Annotated in this window: 15 protein-coding genes; 6 read left to right on the top strand and 9 right to left on the bottom strand. The window is 69.1% G+C overall.

The window, feature by feature from the left end; translation table 11 throughout:
- Positions 1-11 precede the first annotated feature (11 nt).
- Entirely contained in the window at positions 12-1193 is a 1182-nt protein-coding gene (locus CEK29_RS13675) for an alpha-hydroxy acid oxidase (protein WP_094858442.1), read from the top strand.
- A gap of 18 nt (positions 1194-1211) precedes the next feature.
- Here the strand turns inward: CEK29_RS13675 and hrpA are convergent, their stop codons facing one another.
- The gene (gene hrpA / locus CEK29_RS13680) at positions 1212-5489 is read right to left on the bottom strand and encodes an ATP-dependent RNA helicase HrpA (RefSeq protein ID WP_094858443.1); all 4278 of its coding nucleotides are present in this window, start codon (positions 5487-5489) and stop codon (positions 1212-1214) included.
- 252 nt (positions 5490-5741) lie between these two features.
- Here hrpA and argA point away from each other — a divergent pair, with 252 nt between their 5' ends.
- The 3 genes from argA (at position 5742) to CEK29_RS13695 (ending at position 7975) form a co-directional block, all read left to right on the top strand.
- Complete coding sequence (gene argA / locus CEK29_RS13685; RefSeq protein ID WP_094858444.1) at positions 5742-7097, top strand: amino-acid N-acetyltransferase; 1356 nt, start codon at positions 5742-5744, stop codon at positions 7095-7097.
- Positions 7098-7205: 108 nt separating this feature from the next.
- A complete protein-coding gene (locus CEK29_RS13690; protein WP_094800861.1) occupies positions 7206-7478 on the top strand; it encodes an oxidative damage protection protein in 273 nt (90 codons plus the stop codon).
- Positions 7479-7534: 56 nt separating this feature from the next.
- A complete protein-coding gene (locus CEK29_RS13695) occupies positions 7535-7975 on the top strand; it encodes a secondary thiamine-phosphate synthase enzyme YjbQ (RefSeq protein WP_094858445.1) in 441 nt (146 codons plus the stop codon).
- A 10-nt stretch (positions 7976-7985) separates the two neighbouring features.
- Here CEK29_RS13695 and CEK29_RS13700 read toward each other — a convergent pair whose 3' ends face one another.
- From CEK29_RS13700 to CEK29_RS13710, 3 genes are read right to left on the bottom strand one after another with little or no spacing between them, the layout of a single operon-like run.
- On the bottom strand, positions 7986-9242 hold the full coding sequence (locus tag CEK29_RS13700) for a CaiB/BaiF CoA transferase family protein (RefSeq protein ID WP_094858446.1): 1257 nt from the start codon (positions 9240-9242) through the stop codon (positions 7986-7988).
- The gene (locus CEK29_RS13705; protein ID WP_094858447.1) at positions 9239-10099 is read right to left on the bottom strand and encodes a MaoC/PaaZ C-terminal domain-containing protein; all 861 of its coding nucleotides are present in this window, start codon (positions 10097-10099) and stop codon (positions 9239-9241) included. The genes CEK29_RS13700 and CEK29_RS13705 overlap by 4 nt, the downstream gene beginning before the upstream one ends.
- A 10-nt stretch (positions 10100-10109) precedes the next feature.
- On the bottom strand, positions 10110-11027 hold the full coding sequence (locus CEK29_RS13710; RefSeq protein WP_094858448.1) for an SDR family NAD(P)-dependent oxidoreductase: 918 nt from the start codon (positions 11025-11027) through the stop codon (positions 10110-10112).
- A gap of 138 nt (positions 11028-11165) precedes the next feature.
- Here CEK29_RS13710 and CEK29_RS13715 point away from each other — a divergent pair, with 138 nt between their 5' ends.
- Positions 11166-12065 carry a LysR family transcriptional regulator gene (locus CEK29_RS13715; RefSeq protein WP_094858449.1) on the top strand — a complete coding sequence of 300 codons (900 nt, stop codon included), beginning with the start codon at positions 11166-11168 and terminating at the stop codon, positions 12063-12065.
- A 159-nt stretch (positions 12066-12224) separates the two neighbouring features.
- A complete protein-coding gene (locus CEK29_RS13720) occupies positions 12225-13226 on the top strand; it encodes a tripartite tricarboxylate transporter substrate binding protein (RefSeq protein WP_094858450.1) in 1002 nt (333 codons plus the stop codon).
- A 99-nt stretch (positions 13227-13325) separates the two neighbouring features.
- Here CEK29_RS13720 and CEK29_RS13725 read toward each other — a convergent pair whose 3' ends face one another.
- From CEK29_RS13725 to CEK29_RS13745, 5 genes are all read right to left on the bottom strand, one after another.
- On the bottom strand, positions 13326-14288 hold the full coding sequence (locus tag CEK29_RS13725) for an NAD(P)H-dependent flavin oxidoreductase (protein ID WP_094858451.1): 963 nt from the start codon (positions 14286-14288) through the stop codon (positions 13326-13328).
- Positions 14289-14385: 97 nt separating this feature from the next.
- On the bottom strand, positions 14386-15357 hold the full coding sequence (locus tag CEK29_RS13730; protein WP_094858452.1) for a Bug family tripartite tricarboxylate transporter substrate binding protein: 972 nt from the start codon (positions 15355-15357) through the stop codon (positions 14386-14388).
- A 40-nt stretch (positions 15358-15397) separates the two neighbouring features.
- Positions 15398-16948: a class I adenylate-forming enzyme family protein gene (locus CEK29_RS13735; protein ID WP_094858453.1), complete on the bottom strand. Its 1551-nt coding sequence runs from the start codon at positions 16946-16948 to the stop codon at positions 15398-15400.
- A 4-nt stretch (positions 16949-16952) separates the two neighbouring features.
- Positions 16953-18125, bottom strand: a complete 1173-nt coding sequence (locus tag CEK29_RS13740; RefSeq protein WP_094858454.1) for a thiolase — start codon at positions 18123-18125, stop codon at positions 16953-16955.
- Entirely contained in the window at positions 18122-18514 is a 393-nt protein-coding gene (locus CEK29_RS13745) for a Zn-ribbon domain-containing OB-fold protein (RefSeq protein ID WP_094858455.1), read from the bottom strand. Before CEK29_RS13745 ends, CEK29_RS13740 begins: the two co-directional genes overlap by 4 nt.
- Positions 18515-18631 lie beyond the last annotated feature (117 nt).

Here is an 18631-nt window from a genome sequence, read left to right on the forward strand (position 1 = left end):
CCGCTATCGCCATGACCGTCATCACCTGCATCGAAGACCTGCGTGTCCTCGCGCGCCGCCGCGTGCCGAAGATGTTTTACGACTACGTGGACGTGGGATCCTGGACGGAATCCACCTACCGCGCCAACGAGGCGGACCTGCAACGCATCCTGCTGCGCCAACGCGTGGCGGTGGACCTGAGCGAGCGCAACGTGCGCTCGCGCCTGCTGGGCCGGGACGTGACCATGCCGGTCGCCATCGCGCCCACCGGGCTGACGGGCATGGTGCATGCCGATGGCGAAATCCTTGCCGCCCGCGCCGCCCAACGTTTTGGCGTGCCTTTCACCCTGTCGACGGTGAGCATCTGCTCGATCGAGGACATTGCCGAGGCCACGGGCGGACACCCGTTCTGGTTTCAGCTCTACATGATGCGCGACCGCCGATTCGTCGAGCAATTGATCCGCCGGGCCCATGCGGCGAACTGCGACGCGCTCGTGCTGACGCTCGATCTGCCGATCAGCGGCCAGCGCCACAAAGACCTGAAGAACGGCCTGACCGCGCCACCGCGCCTGAGCGCGCGCAATCTGCTCAACATGATGAGCAAACCCGCGTGGTGCCTGGGCATGCTGGGCACGCGCCGGCGCACCTTCGGCAACATCGTGGGTCATGCGGAGGGCGTGGGCGACATGGCCTCGATGGCCGACTGGAGTTCGCGCCAGTACGATCCCTCCATGACCTGGGACGACATCGCCTGGGTGCGCAGGCTCTGGGATCGAAAACTCATCCTCAAGGGCATCCTCGACGCCGAGGACGCCCGTCTGGCGCAGCAGGCCGGCGCCGACGCGATCATCGTGTCGAACCACGGCGGACGTCAGCTCGACGGCGCCCCTTCGACGATTCGCGCCCTGCCCCCGATCGTGGCGGCGGTGGGCGCCCGCACCGAGGTGCATCTCGACGGCGGCATCCGCAGTGGCCAGGACGTGCTCAAGGCCCTGGCGCTCGGCGCGCATGGCGTCCACATCGGACGCGCCATGCTTTACGGACTGGGCGCGTTGGGCGAAGCCGGGGTGACCCGCGCGCTGGAGATCATCCACAAGGAGCTCGACCTCACGATGGCGTTCTGCGGCCGCACCGCCATCAGCCAGGTCGATGCCGGCGTCCTGTTGCAGGACACGCCGGACCTGCCGCCCGTCGCGCTGGCCGCCGTCGCGTAGCGCAACGCGCCCAAGCGCTCAGCGGCGCAACGACTCCCAGGTCTTCATCAGGCGCTTGACCGACACCGGCATCGGCGTGCGCAGCTCCTGGGCGAACAAGGCCACGCGCAGCTCTTCGAGCAGCCAGCGGAACTCGTCCAGGCGCGGATCGGGCGCCCCCTTGAGCGCCGCACGGGCGCGCTGATACTGGGTGAGGAGCGGCGCCATCTCGGCCATCAGGCGCGCGTCGCGGGCGGGGTCCGCGCGCAGCTTGTCGATGCGCGCGACCGCCGCCTTGAGATAGCGCGGGAAATGCGCGAGCTGGGCGTATGCCGTCTCGCGCACGAACCACTTCGGCATCAGCGCGCCGATCTGCTGCTGCAGGTCGGCGTAGGCCGCGGCATGGGCCTTGGCCTGCGGCAGCTTGCGCTGCAATGCGCCGAACTCGGTCAGGATGGCGCCCGCCAGCCGCGCGACTTCCTGGGCCAGCAGGCCCAGGCGGCCCTTGCCTTCGGCGCGGCGCGACTCGAACTGCTGTTCGTTCACGGGCCAGGGCTCGGCCAGGCAGGCCTGCGCCAGCGCGCAATCGATGACCTGGTCGCGCAGTTCTTCCTGCGTGCCCAGGGTCATGTACAGCATGCTCATCTTGGTGAGATCGGTGAGGTTCTTCTCGAGGAACTTCACCTGTTCGCGCAACGCCAGACGGAAGAGCCGCAGCAGGCCCGCGCGATGGTGACGCCGGGCCTCTTCGGGATCGTCGAACACGTCGAGGTCGCAATGGGCGCCGCGGTCGACCAGCGCGGGATAGCCGATCACCGACTGTCCGCCGCGCTTGATCTCCATGATCTCGGGCAAGGGGCCGAACGACCAGGAGGTGAGGTTCTCGTGCGCCAGGGCCTGCGCCACCTCGGTGTCGCGGGCAGCGAGCTGCTGGAAGGTCGCCTGGGCCTGCTTGCCGAGCTCGGCCCGCAGCTGCGCCAGATTGCGCCCGGCCGCCAGCATGCGTCCGTGCTCGTCCACCACCTTGAAGTTCATGAACAGATGCGCCGGCAGCGTCTCGAGCTTGAAGTCGCTCGGCACGGGCCGCACCTGCACCTGCTTCCACATGTCCGCGATCAGCGCGTCGACCAGACCCTGCTGCGGATCGTTCATCTGCTCGAACCAGCGGTCGAAGAAGCCGCTCGCGTAGTCGGGTAGCGGCACGCAATGGCGGCGCAGCTTCTGCGGCAGCGACTTGAGCAGCAGCTGGACCTTTTCCTTGAGCATGCCCGGCACCAGCCACTCGCAGCGCTGCGCATCGAGCTGATTGAGCGCGAACAGCGGCACCGACAGCGTCACGCCGTCACGCGGCGAGCCCGGTTCGAAGTGGTAATCGAGCGGCATGACCACGCCCTGCCACTCCACCTTTTTGGGGAAGACATCGGTGGTCACGCCGGCCGCCTCGTGGCGCATCAGCTCGTCACGCGTGAGCATCAGCTGGGCGGCGCGGTCTTTGTCCAGGCCATGCACCCACTTCTCGAGCGAGGCCGTCTGCGAGATGTCGGCGGGAAGCTGACGATCGTAGAACGCGTAGATCAGCTCGTCGTCGACCAGGATGTCCGGGCGACGCGTTTGATGCTCGAGCTTTTCGATGCCCGCGATCAGCTTGCGGTTGTGTGCCACGAACGCGAGGCGCGTGTCGATCTCGCTCGGCACCAGCGCCTGCCGAATGAAGAGCTCGCGGGCATGCGCGGGATTGACGCGGCCATAGTGGATGCGCCGGCCCGAGTACACCGTCAGGCCATAGAGGGTCGCGCGTTCGTTGGCCACCACCTGGCCGGCCTTCTTTTCCCAGCGCGGATCGGACCAGTTGCGTCGCAGCAGGTGGCCGGCGGCGCGCTCGAGCCAGGTGGGCTCGATGCGGGCGACGCACCGCGCATACAGGCGCGTCGTGTCGACCAGCTCGCCCGCCACGATCCAGCGACCGCCCTTCTTGGCGAGATTCGACCCGGGATGGATCAGGAAACGGATCTCGCGCGCGCCGTGGTACAAGCCGGCGTCTTCGCCCTTGAAGCCGATATTGCCCAGCAGGCCCGTCAGCAGGGCGAGATGCAATTGCTCGTAGGTGGCCTCGCTGGCGTTCACGCGCCAGCCCTGCTCGCCCACGACCGCGGCCAGCTGGCCGTGCACGTCGTGCCATTCGCGCAGCCGGATGGGCGACAGGAAATTCTGACGCAGCAGCGCAACCAGCTTGCGCTGCGAGCCCTTGTGCTGCACCTGCTCGCCGTACCACTTCCAGAGTTTCAGGAACGACACGAACTCGGACTTGTCATCGGCGAACTTCGCGTGCGCCGCCTCCGCCGCCTCGCGCTCGGCCATGGGGCGGTCGCGCGGGTCCTGCACCGACAGCGCGGCCGCGATGATGAGCATCTCGGCCAGACACTGGTGCTCGCGCGCGGCCAGGATCATGCGCCCGATGCGCGGATCCACGGGCAGGCGGGCGAGGTCCTCGCCGGTGCGGGTCAGCACGAAAGCCGGGTTCGTGCCGGCTTCGGCCTCCTCGTTCATTTCGATGGCGCCGAGCTCCTGGAGCAGATGGTAGCCATCGGCCACCGCGCGCCCGGGCGGCGCCTCCACGAATGGGAAGGCCTCGATGTCGTCGAGCCGCAGCGACTTCATGCGCAGGATCACGGACGCCAGCGAGGACCGCAGCACCTCGGGATCGGTGAACGCCGCGCGATTGTTGAAGTCGAGCTCGTCGTAGAGCCGGATGCACAGGCCGGGGCCCACGCGGCCGCAGCGACCGGCGCGCTGATTGGCCGAGGCGCGGCTGATCGGCTCGATGCGCAGCTGCTCGACCTTGTTGCGCCAGGAATAACGCTTGATGCGGGCCAGACCGCTGTCGACCACGAAGCGGATGCCGGGCACGGTCAGCGAGGTCTCGGCCACGTTGGTGGCGAGCACCACCCGGCGCGCATTGCCGCGCGGGTGGAAGATCTGCTCCTGCTCGGCCTGCGACAGGCGCGCGAACAGCGGCAGGATCTCGGTGGCGGCAGGATGGTGCTTGCGCAGGGCCTCGGCCGCCTCGCGGATCTCGCGTTCGCCGGGCAGGAACACCAGCACATCGCCGGGACCATGGCGGGCGCACTCGTCGACCGCATCGACGATGGCGTCGATGAGATCGCGCTCCTCGTCGCCGCTCAGGCGTTGACCCGGGCCGGACTTGTCGCCGCCGCGCTCCCCGCCGCGCTCGCCGCCGCGCCGGTTGCCGGTGGCGGCGGCCGCGTCGTCGTCGGAGAGCGGCTGCTGCACCGGGCGATAGCGCACCTCGACCGGATAGAGCCGGCCCGACACCTCGATGACCGGCGCGAGCTGGTCCGGTGCCGGCGCAAAGTGGCGGGCAAAGCGCTCCGCGTCGATCGTGGCCGAGGTGATGATCACCTTCAGGTCGGGACGGCGCGGCAGCAGCTGCTTGAGGTAGCCGAGCAGGAAGTCGATGTTGAGGCTGCGTTCGTGCGCCTCGTCGATGATGATCGTGTCGTAGCGGCGCAGCAGCGGATCACGCTGGGACTCGGCCAGCAGGATGCCGTCGGTCATCAGCTTGATGGATGCGTTCGGGCCCGTGCGATCGTTAAACCGCACCTGATAGCCCACGACCTCGCCCATCGGCGTGTTGAGCTCTTCGGCGATGCGCTTGGCGACCGAGGTGGCGGCCAGGCGGCGCGGCTGGGTGTGGCCGATCATGCGCTGGCGGCCGCGACCGAGCTCGAGGCAGATCTTGGGCAGCTGCGTGGTCTTGCCCGAACCGGTCTCGCCACTGACGATCACCACCTGATGCGCGGCGATGGCGCGCGCGATCTCGTCGCGCCGGGCGCTGACGGGCAGATCCTCGGGATAGGTGATGGCCGGGATTGGGCGCTCTGGCCGCTCGGTGCGCGGCGGCTGATCTGCGCGGTCTGCGCGCGGCGAACGCTCCGTGCGTTCCGGGCGGGGTGCCTGCTCCGCGCGCTCCGGCCGGCGCGCCTGCTCCGTGCGCTCCGCGCGCGGGGGCCGATCCGCGCGATCCCCGCGCGGCGAACGTTCCGTGCGCTCCGGGCGGGGTGCCTGGTCCGCGCGCTCCGCGCCTTCGGCCCGCGGCGGCCGCTGTCCGCGCTCCGGACGCGGCGCGCCCTCGGCGCGCGGCGCACGCTCCCCCTGACCCGACCCGCCGGCACGCGGCGGCCGGGCAGGACGCGCGGTCTTCGGCGGGCGCGGCGCGTCCGCGCTGGCGGCACGCTCGTCGCGGGCGGGCCCACCATCGGCGGAACCACGGGGCGGGCGCTGGGTAGAGTCAGACATATGAGGCAAATTCATCCGGTCAACCGCACATTATAAATTTTTGCGGGCAACGGGCCGAACGAAGGCCGGACGCTGGACCGCCCGGCTGCCCGGCCTGCCGGATAAGCGCGAATTCGGGCGGCAAATTCCTCTTGTTGCAGCGCCACGAGCCGCCCCGCGCGGTCATATAATTTCGGCAGCCGCGCGCCGCGTGGCCTGTTGCCGACCGGGCGCCGCCCGGTGGCCCTACCGGAATCCCCAACTCAAATCATCATGCCCGACCTGGAACCTGACACCGTCTCCGCCCTTGAAGCTCCCGAATTCGCCCCTGCGCAGTTCGTTCGATGGTTCCGAGAGGTGGCGCCGTACGTGCACGCGTTCCGAGGCAAGACCTTCGTGGTGGCTTTCGGTGGCGAGTTGGTGCAGGCGGGCGCGCTCAACACGCTGGTACAGGATCTCTCGCTGCTGTCGGCCCTGGGCATCCGTCTGGTGCTGGTGCACGGCTCGCGCCCGCAGGTCAATGAGCAGCTGCGCCTGAAGGGCTTCACCCAGCAGTTCGACCGGGGCATGGCGCCCACCGACGCCGCCGCGCTCGAGTGCGCCAAAGAGGCCGCCGGCGAAATCCGCCTCGACATCGAGGCCGCGTTCAGCCAAGGCCTGCCGAACACCCCGATGTCGCACTCGCACATCCGCGTGATCTCGGGCAATTTCGTGACCGCGCGCCCGGCCGGCGTGCTCGACGGCGTCGATTACAAGCACACGGGCCACGTCCGCAAGATCGACGTCGACGCGCTCAAGTTCGCCATCGAGCACGGTTCGATGGTGCTGCTGTCGCCCCTGGGCTTCTCGCCCACCGGCGACGCCTTCAATCTGGCCATGGAAGACCTCGCCACCAGCGTGGCCGTGGCGCTGCGCGCCGAGAAGCTGATCTTCCTGTCGAGTTCGCCGGGCGTGCTGAACGACGACGGCTCGGTCGACACCGAGCTGGCGCGCGCCGACGCCGACAACCTGCTGGCCGCGGGCGAGCTCGACGAAGACACCGCCTACTTCCTGCGCCACGCCTCGCTCGCCGTGAAGCGCGGCGTGGCCCGCGCCCACCTGGTGCCGTACAACCGCGATGGCAGCGTGCTGCTGGAGATCTTCACCCACGACGGCGTGGGCACGATGGTGGTCGAAGACACCCTCGACGATCTGCGTCCCGCCACGCTCGACGACGTCGGCGCGATCCTGAGCCTGATCGAGCCGCTCGAACAGGACGGCACGCTGGTGCCGCGCCCGCGCGGCGTGGTCGAGCGCGACGTCGATCGCTTCACCGTGCTCGAGCACGATGGCGTGATTTACGGCTGCGCCGCGCTGCACCCCTTCCCCGAAGACAACATGGCCGAGATGGCCTGCCTGATCGTGCACCCCGAATGGCAGGGTTCCGGCGAAGGCGAGATGCTGCTGCGCCACATGGAGTCGCGCGCGCGTGCCCAGGGCGCCAAGCGCCTGTTCGTGCTCACCACCCGCACCTCGCACTGGTTCATGAAACGCGGCTTCGTGCAGGGCGGCATCGCCGATCTGCCGCGCGAAAAGCAGAACAATTACAACCGCTCGCGCAACAGCCTCGTCTTCATCAAGAAGCTGTAAACACCGGCGTCCACGGATAGACCCTGCCGCGCGCAGGGTCTATCCGGTCGGCAAGGGCCCCCAAGACCGCTAAAATAGCGGGATCCGCAACTTTCCGGCAGCAAGCAAATGGCCCGTACCGTCAACTGTGTGAAACTCAAGCGCGAAGCCGAAGGCCTGGACTTCCCGCCCTACCCCGGCGAGGTGGGCACGCGCATCTGGCGCGAGATCTCCAAAGAAGCCTGGGAAGAATGGAAGGCCGTGCAAACGCGCCTGGTCAACGAAAACCGCCTGAACCTGGCCGATTCCCGCGCCCGCAAGTATCTGCAGCAGCAGATGGAGCGCTTCCTGTTCGAAGACGGCTCCGTCGAAGCGCAAGGCTTCGTGCCGCCCTCGGCCTGAGCCAGGCAGCGCCCCTCCGACCGGCCCGCGTGGCCGGTTTTGTTTTGGGAGATCCCATGACCGCCGTGCCCGCCCCGCTCATCGCCCAGACCCGCCTGCGGGTCGAGACCCGCGGCAAGTCGTTTACGGAAATCACCGATCAGGTGGCCCGCGACGTGCGCGCCAGCGCTATCCGCACAGGCCTCGCCGTGGTGTTCACCTGCCACACGAGCTGTTCGCTGATCATCAACGAGAACGCCGACCCGACGGTGCGCCATGATCTCGAACGCTATTTCGCCAGGCTGGTGCCCGAGGGCGATCCGCTCTACCGCCACGACGCGGAGGGACCGGACGACATGCCGGCCCACATCCGCACCGCGCTCACCGCCGTATCGCTCACGATCCCGGTGGCCGACGGCGCGCTGGGCCTGGGCACCTGGCAGGGCATCTACCTATGGGAGCATCGCGACCGGCCGCACCGGCGCGACCTGATCGTCACCGTGCACGGCGCGGCCTGAAGGCGGCGACTCAGGTGGCCGCGGGTGGCGCGGTCGCGGCCAGCCAACGCGCGATCTCGTCGTCGGATTTGCCGAGCACGTCGCGCAGCACATCGGCCGTGTGCTCCCCCAGCAGGGGCGGCGCGCGGCGATAGGCGACCGGCGTGGCCGACAGGCGCAAGGGCGAGGCCGTGACCGAGGCCCGGCCGCCGCTCGGATGCGGCAGATCCACGCGCAGGCCGCGCGCCTGCACGTGCGGATCGGCAAACACCTGGGCGATATCGTTGATCGGGCCGCACGGCACGCCGGCTGCCTCGAGACGCGCGAGCCAGTCGTCGCGGCGGCCTTCGCGCATGATCGCCGACAGCAGCGCGACCAGCTCGTCGCGCCGGGTGACGCGCAGGCGATTGGTCGCGAAGCGCGGGTCATCGCCCAGCTCGGGTGCGCCGATGGCGCGGCAATAGGCACGATACTGGGTCTCGTTGCCGGTGGCCACGATCAGATGGCCATCGCTCGCCTCGAACACCTGATAGGGCACGACGTTCTGGTGCGCGTTGCCGGCCCGGCGCGGCGCGACGTCGCTGTTGAAGTAATTGGAATTCTGGTTCGCCAGCATGGCGACGTGGCAATCGAGCAGCGCGATGTCCAGATGCTGCCCCTGCCCGCTCGCATTGCGCTCGGCCAGCGCGGCCAGGATCGCGATGGTGGCGTACTGGCCGGTGATTATGTCGGTGACCGCCACACCGGCCTTCTGCGGCCCGCCGCCCGGCAGATCGTCGCGCTCGCCGGTGATGCTCATGAGCCCGCCCATGCCCTGGATCATGAAGTCGTATCCGGGGCGCTGAGCATAGGGGCCTTGCTGGCCAAAGCCCGTGACCGAGCAATAGATCAGGCGCGGATTCAGTGCCGACACGCTGGCGTAGTCGAGGCCATACTTGGCGAGCCCGCCGACTTTGAAGTTTTCGACCAGCACATCGCTCACGGCCACCAGCTCGCGGATCAGCGCCGCGCCCGCCGGGGTGGCGATGTCGGCCACGACCGAGCGCTTGTTGCGGTTGGTGCTCAGGTAGTAGGCGGCCTCGGCGGTTTCGTCTCCGGCGGCGTCCTTGAGGAAAGGCGGCCCCCAGTGCCGCGTGTCATCGCCGGCGCCGGGGCGCTCGATCTTGATGACGTCGGCGCCCAGATCCGCAAGATTCTGCGTGCACCAGGGCCCGGCGAGAATGCGGCTCAGATCGAGCACGCGCACGCCTTCGAGCGGTGCGCGGCGTGGAGCGTGGGTCTGCGTCATGTGCGTATCCTCGCGCTGCCGTGGGACAGCACCGTAACGCCGCGCCGCGGCGCGCGCGCCGTGAAGCGGATCTCGTCGGCATCCGTGCGCCACATATCGAACGTGAGCGTTTCGCCGGGAAAGCACGGCGCCGAGAAGCGGGTATCGAGCTGCACGAGCGCGTCGCCATCGCCATCGCACCAGGTATCGACCACCGCGCGCGCGGCCATGCCATAGGTGCACAGGCCATGCAGGATCGGCCGTTCGAAACCGGCGCGGCGCGCGACCTCGGGATCGGCGTGCAGCGGGTTGTAATCCGCGCTCAGGCGATAGAGCAGCGCCGCGCGCGGTGAGATCGGCAGCGTCAGGCTGCGCTCCGGCGTGCCGTCGGGCGCGGCGACGAGCGGCGCGGGCGGCGCATCGCCCGCGCCGAAGCCGCCGTCGCCGCGGCAGAAGGTGGTCTGGGTGATGGTGGCGAGCAGCGCGCCCGCCTCGTCGTAGAGCGTGCGTTCGTTGATCACGAGCGCGCCCTTGTCGGCGCCCTTGTCGATCACGTGCGTGTTGCGCATCTTTCCGATGACCGTGCCGGCCGCCGGCAGCGGACGATGCACCGTGAGCCGCTGCTCTCCGTGCACGAGCTTGACCCAGTCGATCCCGGTTCGGGGATCGCGCATCCAGAACCCCGGATAGGCAATCACGACGCCCATGGTCGGATAGGTGGCGAGGTCTTTTTCATAGACATACCGCAGCTCGCGCGCGGCCAGCGGATCGGCGCCGAGACCGATGCCCAGCGCATACAGCATGGTGTCGCGCTCGCCATAAGTGTGGCGGATATCGTCGAAGCGCCAATGCTTGAGGGTGTCGTAGCTCAGTGGCATGGCCGCGCCCTCAGATGGGATCCCAATCGATCACGTCGGGCGAGCGCTCGAGCGCATAGAAGTGCTTGCGCATCGCGGGCATCGCGATCTCGCCGATGGACTCGGGTGTCCAGCCATCGGCATGGTGCACCGTGCGCAGCGGCCGCGGCTGGCTCATGAGCATGATCTCGTTTGCCCGCACCGCGAAGATCTGCGCCGTGACCTCGCGCGCCGCGTCCGACAGCAGATAGACGACCAGCGGCGCCACCTTGCCGGCCTCCATTTTCTTGAGCTTTTCGACGCGGGCGAGCTCGGCTTCGGTCTCGGCCGGAATCGAGCTCGTCATGCGGCTCCAGGCAAACGGCGCGATGCAGTTCGAACGCACGTGATAGCGCGCCATATCGAGCGCGATGGACTTGGACAGCGCCACGATGCCGAGCTTGGCGGCCGCGTAGTTGGCCTGCCCGAAATTGCCGATCAGCCCCGACGTGGAGGTCATGTGCACGAACGCGCCGCCCTCCTGCTCGCGGAAATGCGCGGCCGCGGCGCGGCTCATGTAGAACGAGCCGTTCAGGTGCACGTCGAGCACCTGCCGCCATTCTTCTTCGTTCATCTTGTGGAAGACGCGGTCGCGGAGATTGCCCGCGTTGTTGACCACGCCGTCGACGCGGCCGAAGCGCTCGATCGCGGTCTGCACGATGGCGTGCGCGCCTTCGTAGCTGGCGACACTGTCGGTATTGGCGCAGGCCTGCCCGCCCGCGGCCTCGATTTCGGCGACCACCTGCGCCGCGGGGCCGCCACTGCCGCCCGCGCCGTCGAGCGCGACGCCGATGTCGTTGACCACGACGCGCGCGCCCGCGGCGCCCAGGGCCAGCGCGACGGCGCGGCCGATACCGCCTCCCGCGCCCGTTACGACCACCACTTTGCCCTGCATCATGCCGCCACTCATCGGTCTGCCTCCTCGGGTGCGCCACGCGCACGTTTGCTGGTTGCCCCGCCTTGACGGCAGCGCTTTTCAGCATGGTAGATTTCGGGGCGGGTTTGCAGAATTCGAAAATAGATAGACCCCCCTTCTGTGTGGTGGAAGATGAGACACGATCTGACAGACTTGCGGCTGTTCGTCCATGTGGGCGAGACCCTCAACCTCACCCGTGCGGCCGAGCGCACCTTCCTGTCGCTGCCAGCCGCCAGCGCGCGCATCAAGAACATGGAAGAAGCCTTCAAGGCGCGCCTGCTGATACGCCAGGCCACCGGCGTGGCGCTCACGCCGGCGGGCGAGGTGCTGCTCAAGCATGCGCATGCCGTGTTTCGCCAGCTCGAGTGCCTCAATGCCGATCTGCAGCCCTACGCCAGCGGCATCAAGGGCCGCCTGCGCCTGTTGGCCAACACCACGGCCACCAACTCCTTCCTCGCCGATGCGCTGTCCACCTTTCTGGCGCAGAACCCCGACGTCGACATCGAGCTCGAAGAAAAAATGTCGGGCGACATCGTGCTCGCCATCCGCGCCGGGGCCGGCGATCTGGGCATCGTGGCGGGCAACATCGATGTCGAGGGTCTCGATGTGCTGCCGCTCTTTCGCGACGAACTCGCGATCGTCACCGCGCTCGATCACCCGCTGGCCGCGCGTGCGTCGATCCCCTTCGTCGAGGTGATCGACGGCTATCAGTTCGTGGGCATCCACCCCAACAGCGCGATCCAGTCCTTTCTCGAAGACATCGCGTCCGGCCTGGGCAAGCGCATCTGCCAGCGCGTACACGTCGGCAGCTTCGAAGCGGTGTGCCGGATGGTCGAGGCAGGCGCCGGCATCGCCGTGGTGCCGCGGGCCTGCGCCGAGCGCTACAGCCGCCCTCACGCTCTGCATGTGCTGAAGATCGAAGACAGCTGGTCGCTGCGCGACCGCCTGCTGGTGCGCCAGCGCGGCCGTGACCTGCCGCGCTTCGCCGAAGACTTCATCGAGCACATCCAGCGCGCCTCGCACGCGAGCTAGTCGGACCGCGCGCGCGTCTCGCCACGCGCCCGCAGCCTGCTGTCGGGCCGAACAGGGGCTTAGGCAAATAAGAATCGGCGCGCGATGCCTTCTGCCCGAATAATGGGCACGCGCCGGCTCCTTGCCGCGCCATAACGATACCGACACCGGAGACAAGACATGATCGACATCACCCGACGCCGCGTCGTCGCGGGGCTGGGCGCCGCCTGCGCTGGCGCCATGGGCCTCGTGCCCGATCTGGCCCGGGCCCGCGACGCCTGGCCCGCGCGCCCCGTCAACTTCATCGTGCCCTTCCCGCCCGGCGGGCCCGTCGACACCACGGCGCGCCTGGCCACGCAGCCCATGGCGCAGCGGTGGTCCGAGCCGGCCGTCGTGGACAACAAATCCGGTGCCGGCGGCATCGTGGGCGCGCAGTTCGCCGCCAAGGCCGCACCCGACGGCTACAACTTCTTCTTTGCGTCGATTCACCACGCCGTACTGCCGAGCCTGCGCGGCAATCTGAGCTACGACATCACGACCGACTTCGAGCCGGTCGGCATGGCGGCGCTGTTTCCGATCGTGCTGGTCGTGCACGCCGGGCTGCCGGTCAATTCCGTGCAGGAGCTCATCGCCTACGCCCGCGCCAACCCCGGCAAGCTCTCCTACGGCTCGTCGGGCACCGGCGGGGGCACGCACCTGGCCGGCGAGCTCTTCTGCAGCATGACCGGCGTGAAGATGCAGCACGTGCCGTATCGCGGCAGCGCCCCGGCGATGCAGGATCTGCTGGGTGGCCAGGTGCAGGTCATGTTCGCCGATGGGCCCTCGGCCATGCCGCATCTGCAGGGCGGCAAACTGCGTCCGCTGGGCGTCGGCAACCCCGAGCCCAGCCCGCTGTTCCCCGGAGTGCAGACGATCGCCGCCTCGGGCGTGCCGGACTACGAAGCCTATTCCTGGAGCGGCCTGCTGGCGCCCAAGGGAACGCCCCGTGCGACGATCGAGCGCCTGAACGCCGATCTCGTGCGGGTGCTGTCCGACCCCGCGACCACCCGGGCAATGATGGCCGCGGGCGCCCAGCCCCGCAGCGGCACGCCGGCGGAGTTCGGCGAGTTCCTGCGCGCCGAAATCGACAAGTGGGGCAAGGTGATCAAGACGGCGGGCATCAAGCTCGACGCCGGCGCCTGAGTCGGGTCAGCGCGGGGCAGCCGCCTCGCGCGTGATCTTGAGAAGGACCGTCAGGGGGGCCACCGCGGCGCGCCGTCGCGCCCGCCCCCCTGCCTGCCCTCAGGCCGCGGCCTGCATCAGCCGCCGCGCCTCCTGGTACTCGCGCTTGAGCTGCGCCACCAGTTCGGTGGCCGGCAATATCTCTTGCACCGCCCCCACCCCTTGCCCGGCGCTCCATATGTCTTTCCAGGCGCGCGGTTGCCGGGTCTTGTCGAGCTGCGGGCCACCGGGGCGGGCGGCATGCACCTGATCCGGATCCAGCCCGACCGAGCGGATGCTGTCGGCCAGGTAGTTTGCGGCCACGCCCGAGAAGTACGGCGTGTTGACGATGTCCTGCGCGGCGGCGGCGAGCATCATCTCGCGATACCGGTCGGGTGCCAGCGACTCCCGCGTCGCGACGAAGCGCGTGCCCATGTAGGCCACGTCGCAGCCCAGTACCTGGGCCGCGAGGATGTCTTTGCCGTGGCTGATGCATCCCGACAGCGCGAGCGGGCCATCATAGAAAGCCCTGACTTCGTTGACGAGCGCGATCGGATTGAGCTGGCCCGCATGCCCGCCCGCGCCGGCCGCCACCAGGATCAACCCGTCGACACCCGCGCGCAGCGCGCGGCGGGCATGCCGCACCGTGGTCACGTCGTGCCAGACCTGCGCGCCGTAGCGATGCGCCGCCTCGACCACCACCTCGGGCGAATGCAGCGAGGTGATGTAGAGCGGCACGCGATGCGCCACGCAGATATCGAGGTCGCCGCGCCAGCGCGGATTGGAATCGTGCACGACGAGGTTCACGCCGTAGGGCGCCGCGGGCGCCCCTGGATGTGCGGCGTCGTGCTGCGCCAGCCGCGCTTCGATGCCCGCGAGCCAGTCGTGCAGTTGCGACTGAGGACGCGCGTTCAGTGTGGGAAAGGTCCCCGCGATGCCGGCCGTGCATTGCGCCACGACGAGGTCGGGTCCGGAGACGAGAAACATCGGCGCGCCGATGAGGGGCAGGCTCAGTCTGTCTTGCAAACGCATCGCGGCAGCCATCGGATCGGAAACCTGTTCGGGAAACGGGGCCGCCCGCTGTAGGCAGGCGGCCGGTGGGGGCAAGGACTGCCCGCAGGGCGGGGGCGGGCCGAGTGCGCTAATTGACCTGTATCTGGGCCGAGTCGATCACGTCCGACCACATCGCGTACTCGCGCTCGATACGCTGTTGCAGCGCGCGGGACCCACCCGGGTTCACGGTGTAGCCGCCATCGACCATGGCCTTGCGAAACTTCTCGTCGGCCAGCACGGCCTGCAAGGCCTCGGTGAGGCGCGTGCGGGTCGCGTCCGGCAGCGCGGGCGGCGCCATGAGGGCGTACCAGCCCACCACCTCGTAGTCCGGCAGCCCCGCCTCGATCATGGTCGGCACGTCCGGCAGCTCGGGGTTGCGGTTGCGCGAGGTGACGGCGAGCGCGCGCGCCTTGCCGCTCTTCACGAAGGGGATCGCGGTGCTGGTGATGTCGAACATGAAGGTGATCTTGCCGCTCACCACGTCCATCATGGCCGGCGAGTTACCGCGGTACGGCACGTGCAGCATCGGCACGGCGGCCTGCTTTTTCAGCAGCTCGGCCGAGAGGTGATTGGACGCGCCCACACCCGCCGATCCGAACGACACGGCGTCGGGATGCGCCTTGGCGTGTCCCACCAGGGCCTGCACCGAATCCGCGCGTACCTGCGGCCCAACGACCAGCACGTTGGCGTAGTCGACCACCAGGCCGATGGGCGTGAAGTCCTTGCGCGGGTCGAACAGTGTGCTCTTCTGCACCTGGGGCGACATGGTCAGCGTGGGACTGGCCGCGAAGCCCAGCACATAGCCGTCGGGTGTCGCTTTGGCGGTGGCGTCGGAGGCGATCATGCCGCTCGCGCCCGCGCGGTTCTCGACGACGACCGCCTGGTTCAGACGCTCGCCAAGATACTTCGCGAACACGCGCGCCGTGGTGTCCACCGGCCCGCCCGGGGCATAGCCGACCAGCAGCCGGATCGGGCGATCGGGATAGGTATCGGCGTGGGCCGCGCTCGCGGCCAGCACGCAGGCGGCCAGACCGGCCCGCAACGCAAGGGGGAACTTCATGACTGTCGTCTCCTTTGGTATGTGGCCGGTCTGTCACGGCTCAGGGCCGTGCCGCCAGCCTTTCGCGCAGCGGCTGTTTGAGGATCTTGCCGCTGACGGTGGTGGGAATCGAATCGATCAGCCGCAGCTCGGCGGGCCGTTTGTAAGGCGCGAGCTGCGTACGCAGATGGGCCATCAGACCGGCTCGGTCGAACGCCGCGCCCGGCAGCGGTTCGATGAACGCCACGACCGCTTCGTTGCCATCGGGCTCAGGCCGGCCGACCACGGCCGACAGGCGCACGCCGGGCCAGGCGTTGATCACGCTCTCCACCTCGAGCGGATAGACGTTGAAGCCCGATCGGATGATGAGGTCTTTGGAACGGCCGACGATATGCAGCGCGCCATCGTCGCCGAGCAGGCCGATGTCGCCCGTGCGCAGCCAGCCGCCGGCCGGAAGCGCATGCGCCGATTGCGCGGGGTCGCGGTAGTAACCCAGCATGACGCCCGGGCCGCGCACCAGGATCTCGCCGCGCTCCCCCGCCGGCAGCGGCGGCGATTCCGGCGCGCCGATGCGCAGCTCCACCCCTTCGACGGCGCAGCCTGCCGCGCAGTCGTCGCGGGGCGCGTCGATATCCGTGATGAAGAGCGAGCCCGCGTACTCGGTGATGCCGTAGCCGTGATGCAGCGGCAGGCCGAACGCCGCCTGCACGTCGCGCTTGAGCGTGGGGTCTAGCGCCGCACCGCCGGTGTACAGATACCGCAATCGCGGCGCCTGCGGCCTGCCGTCGCCGCCGTGCTCGCGCAGATGCGCCAGCAGCCGGGTGAACATCGTGGGCACGCCTTGCAGCACGGTCAGACCGGGGTCGCGCAGCGCGTCCAGCACGTCGGCCGGGTCGAAGCGGCTGCGCAACACCAGGCTCGCACCGCCGTACAGCGTGGCGAGCAGCACGGTGGCGATGCCGAAGATGTGCGAGATCGGAAGCGCCGCGTAGGCGACGTCGGCCGGCACCAGACGCCGCGAGGCGGCGGAGATGCGGGCGAAATGCAGCAGGCCGCGGTGCGGCACCAGCACGCCCTTGGGCGCGCCCGTCGTGCCCGAGGTGTAGATCACGGTCGCCACCTGATCGCGCAGCGCTCCGGTCTCGGGCGCGGGCGGCACGTGCCGGTGCGATACGGCGATGCCCTCGCCCCAGACGCCGGCGTCGGCGGCTCGCGCGCCGCCGGCCTGGGCATGCGCCGCCGCCTCGCGTGACAGGGCGGCCGTATACAGCGTGAGCACCGGCTCGGCATGATCGGCGATCACCCCGACTTCGCGCTCGGACAGCCGCGCGTTCACGCCGACCGGCCATGCGCCCGCCCGGCTGCACGCCAGCAGCGCGACGACCATGGCGATGCCGTTCTCGCCCACCAGCAGCACGCGCTGCCCGGGGATCGCACCCTGGTCACGCAGCCATGCCGCCGCGCGGGTGACCCGTGCATCGAGCTCGGCATAGGTGAGGTCGCCTTCGAGCGAGCGCAGACACGGCGCGCCGGGCTGGCGCGTGGCCTGCCAGGCGAGGATCTGATCGATACGGGTCGCGTCATGCAAATTCTCTACGTGGGTCTGCTGCATGGTGTCAGAGGGTCGATGCGTCGCCAAGAATGGCGGTGGATTGACTGGAAAGCGTGCCGCCGTTGCCGTGCACGAGCGCAAGGTGCGCGTCGGCGACCTGTCGTTCGCCGGCCTCGCCGCGCAGCTGGCGCACGGCCTCGATCATGATGAAGACGCCATACATGCCCGGATGCACGCAGCACAGGCCGCCGCCGTTGGTGTTGACCGCCAGCCGTCCTCCGGGGGCGATGGCGCCCCCGCTCACGAACGGCCCGCCCTCGCCTTTGGCGCAAAAACCGAGGTCTTCGAGAAACAGGATCGTGTTGATGGTGAAGGCGTCGTAGAGCTCGACCACGTCGATGTCCTGCGCCGACACCCCGGCCATGGCGTACGCGCCGCGGCCCGACTCGCTCGCCGCCGTGACGGTGAGGTCGTGCATCGAGGAGATCTGGCGATTCCAGACGGCGGTCGCGTTGCCCAGCACGTAGACGGGCTTGCGCGGCAGATCGCGCGCGCGCTCGGCGCGCACCAGCACGAACGCGCCGGCGCCGTCGGTGACGAGGCAGCAATCGCGGACCGACAGCGGATCGGACACCATGCGCGCGGAAAGAATGCTGTCGAGCGTGGCGGGCTCGCGCAACTGCGCCTCGGGGTTGCGCTGCGCCCATCGATTGGCCGCGAGCGCGACCTCGGCGAGGTGCTCGCGAGTGGTGCCATACACATGCATATGCCGGGCCGCGGCGAGCGCATAGCTGCTCAAGGGGTTGAGCGGCTCGTACGGGGCCTCGTACGGCTGCGGATCGAACGCCTTGCGGACCCGGCCGATCTCGGCGCGGCTCAGCGCGGACGTGCGCTGCGTGCTGCCATAGCAGACCAGCACGGCGTTGCATTGCCCGCTGTCGAGCGCATGCAGCGCGGGCAGCAGATGCGCCACGAAACTGCTGCCGCCCAGCATCGTGCTGTCGATGAACGTGGGCCGAATTCCCAGATACTCGATGACGGGCATAGCCCACATGGGCGCGGCCACGCTGGCCGTGCACAGGCCATCGATGTCCTGCATGGTGAGCCCCGCATCGGCGACCGCGCGTTGCGCGGCCTGTGCCAGGATTTCCATTTCGGTGTAGCCGGTGGCCTGCCCGAGCCCGGCATGACCGACCCCGGCGACCGCCACCCGCCCTCGCAACCGGCGTGTGCTCATACGGCCTCCTGCGTGAACTCGACGCGCGGCACCGTGCCCGACACGTTGACGCGCGCCCGTACCCGCATGCCGATGCCGACCGCCTCGGGCGCGACGCCGGTCACGCAACTCATCATGCGCACGCCTTCGTCGAGGTCGATCAGCGCGACGTTGTAGTCGCCGCCGGCCTCCGGCTTGCGGCGCACCACGGTCGTGGAATAGACCTGGCCACGGCCGCTCGGCTCGATCCAGTCGAGGTGGTCCGCGCCGCAATGCGGGCACAGCAGCCGGGGGTAGAACACCGCATGCGCGCACGCGCCGCAACGCTGTATGAGGAACTGTCCGCGTGTTAGCGCGGCATGAAAGGCCTGTTCGGCGCCGCCCGAGGCCGTGGCTTCTGCTGTACTCATCTTCGGATCCACCGTCTGACTTCAAAGGTGACCCAGTGTCCGCGCTCGCCGGCGGGCGGGCCATTCTTCATTGCCGAAGCGTGGCTTCAGGTCATCTGTAGAGGCACGCTTCCGCTG

The sequence above is a fragment of the Bordetella genomosp. 5 genome (assembly GCF_002261475.1).
GTDB lineage: Bacteria > Pseudomonadota > Gammaproteobacteria > Burkholderiales > Burkholderiaceae_B > Bordetella.

What these genes read in the sequence shown, in the direction of transcription:
- CEK29_RS13675 (WP_094858442.1), top strand. Translation starts at nt 12, where the DNA reads ATGACCGTCATCACCTGCATCGAAGACCTGCGTGTCCTCGCGCGCCGC.
- hrpA (WP_094858443.1), bottom strand. Translation starts at nt 5,489, where the DNA reads ATGTCTGACTCTACCCAGCGCCCGCCCCGTGGTTCCGCCGATGGTGGG.
- argA (WP_094858444.1), top strand. Translation starts at nt 5,742, where the DNA reads ATGCCCGACCTGGAACCTGACACCGTCTCCGCCCTTGAAGCTCCCGAA.
- CEK29_RS13690 (WP_094800861.1), top strand. Translation starts at nt 7,206, where the DNA reads ATGGCCCGTACCGTCAACTGTGTGAAACTCAAGCGCGAAGCCGAAGGC.
- CEK29_RS13695 (WP_094858445.1), top strand. Translation starts at nt 7,535, where the DNA reads ATGACCGCCGTGCCCGCCCCGCTCATCGCCCAGACCCGCCTGCGGGTC.
- CEK29_RS13700 (WP_094858446.1), bottom strand. Translation starts at nt 9,242, where the DNA reads ATGACGCAGACCCACGCTCCACGCCGCGCACCGCTCGAAGGCGTGCGC.
- CEK29_RS13705 (WP_094858447.1), bottom strand. Translation starts at nt 10,099, where the DNA reads ATGCCACTGAGCTACGACACCCTCAAGCATTGGCGCTTCGACGATATC.
- CEK29_RS13710 (WP_094858448.1), bottom strand. Translation starts at nt 11,027, where the DNA reads ATGAGTGGCGGCATGATGCAGGGCAAAGTGGTGGTCGTAACGGGCGCG.
- CEK29_RS13715 (WP_094858449.1), top strand. Translation starts at nt 11,166, where the DNA reads ATGAGACACGATCTGACAGACTTGCGGCTGTTCGTCCATGTGGGCGAG.
- CEK29_RS13720 (WP_094858450.1), top strand. Translation starts at nt 12,225, where the DNA reads ATGATCGACATCACCCGACGCCGCGTCGTCGCGGGGCTGGGCGCCGCC.
- CEK29_RS13725 (WP_094858451.1), bottom strand. Translation starts at nt 14,288, where the DNA reads ATGGCTGCCGCGATGCGTTTGCAAGACAGACTGAGCCTGCCCCTCATC.
- CEK29_RS13730 (WP_094858452.1), bottom strand. Translation starts at nt 15,357, where the DNA reads ATGAAGTTCCCCCTTGCGTTGCGGGCCGGTCTGGCCGCCTGCGTGCTG.
- CEK29_RS13735 (WP_094858453.1), bottom strand. Translation starts at nt 16,948, where the DNA reads ATGCAGCAGACCCACGTAGAGAATTTGCATGACGCGACCCGTATCGAT.
- CEK29_RS13740 (WP_094858454.1), bottom strand. Translation starts at nt 18,125, where the DNA reads ATGAGCACACGCCGGTTGCGAGGGCGGGTGGCGGTCGCCGGGGTCGGT.
- CEK29_RS13745 (WP_094858455.1), bottom strand. Translation starts at nt 18,514, where the DNA reads ATGAGTACAGCAGAAGCCACGGCCTCGGGCGGCGCCGAACAGGCCTTT.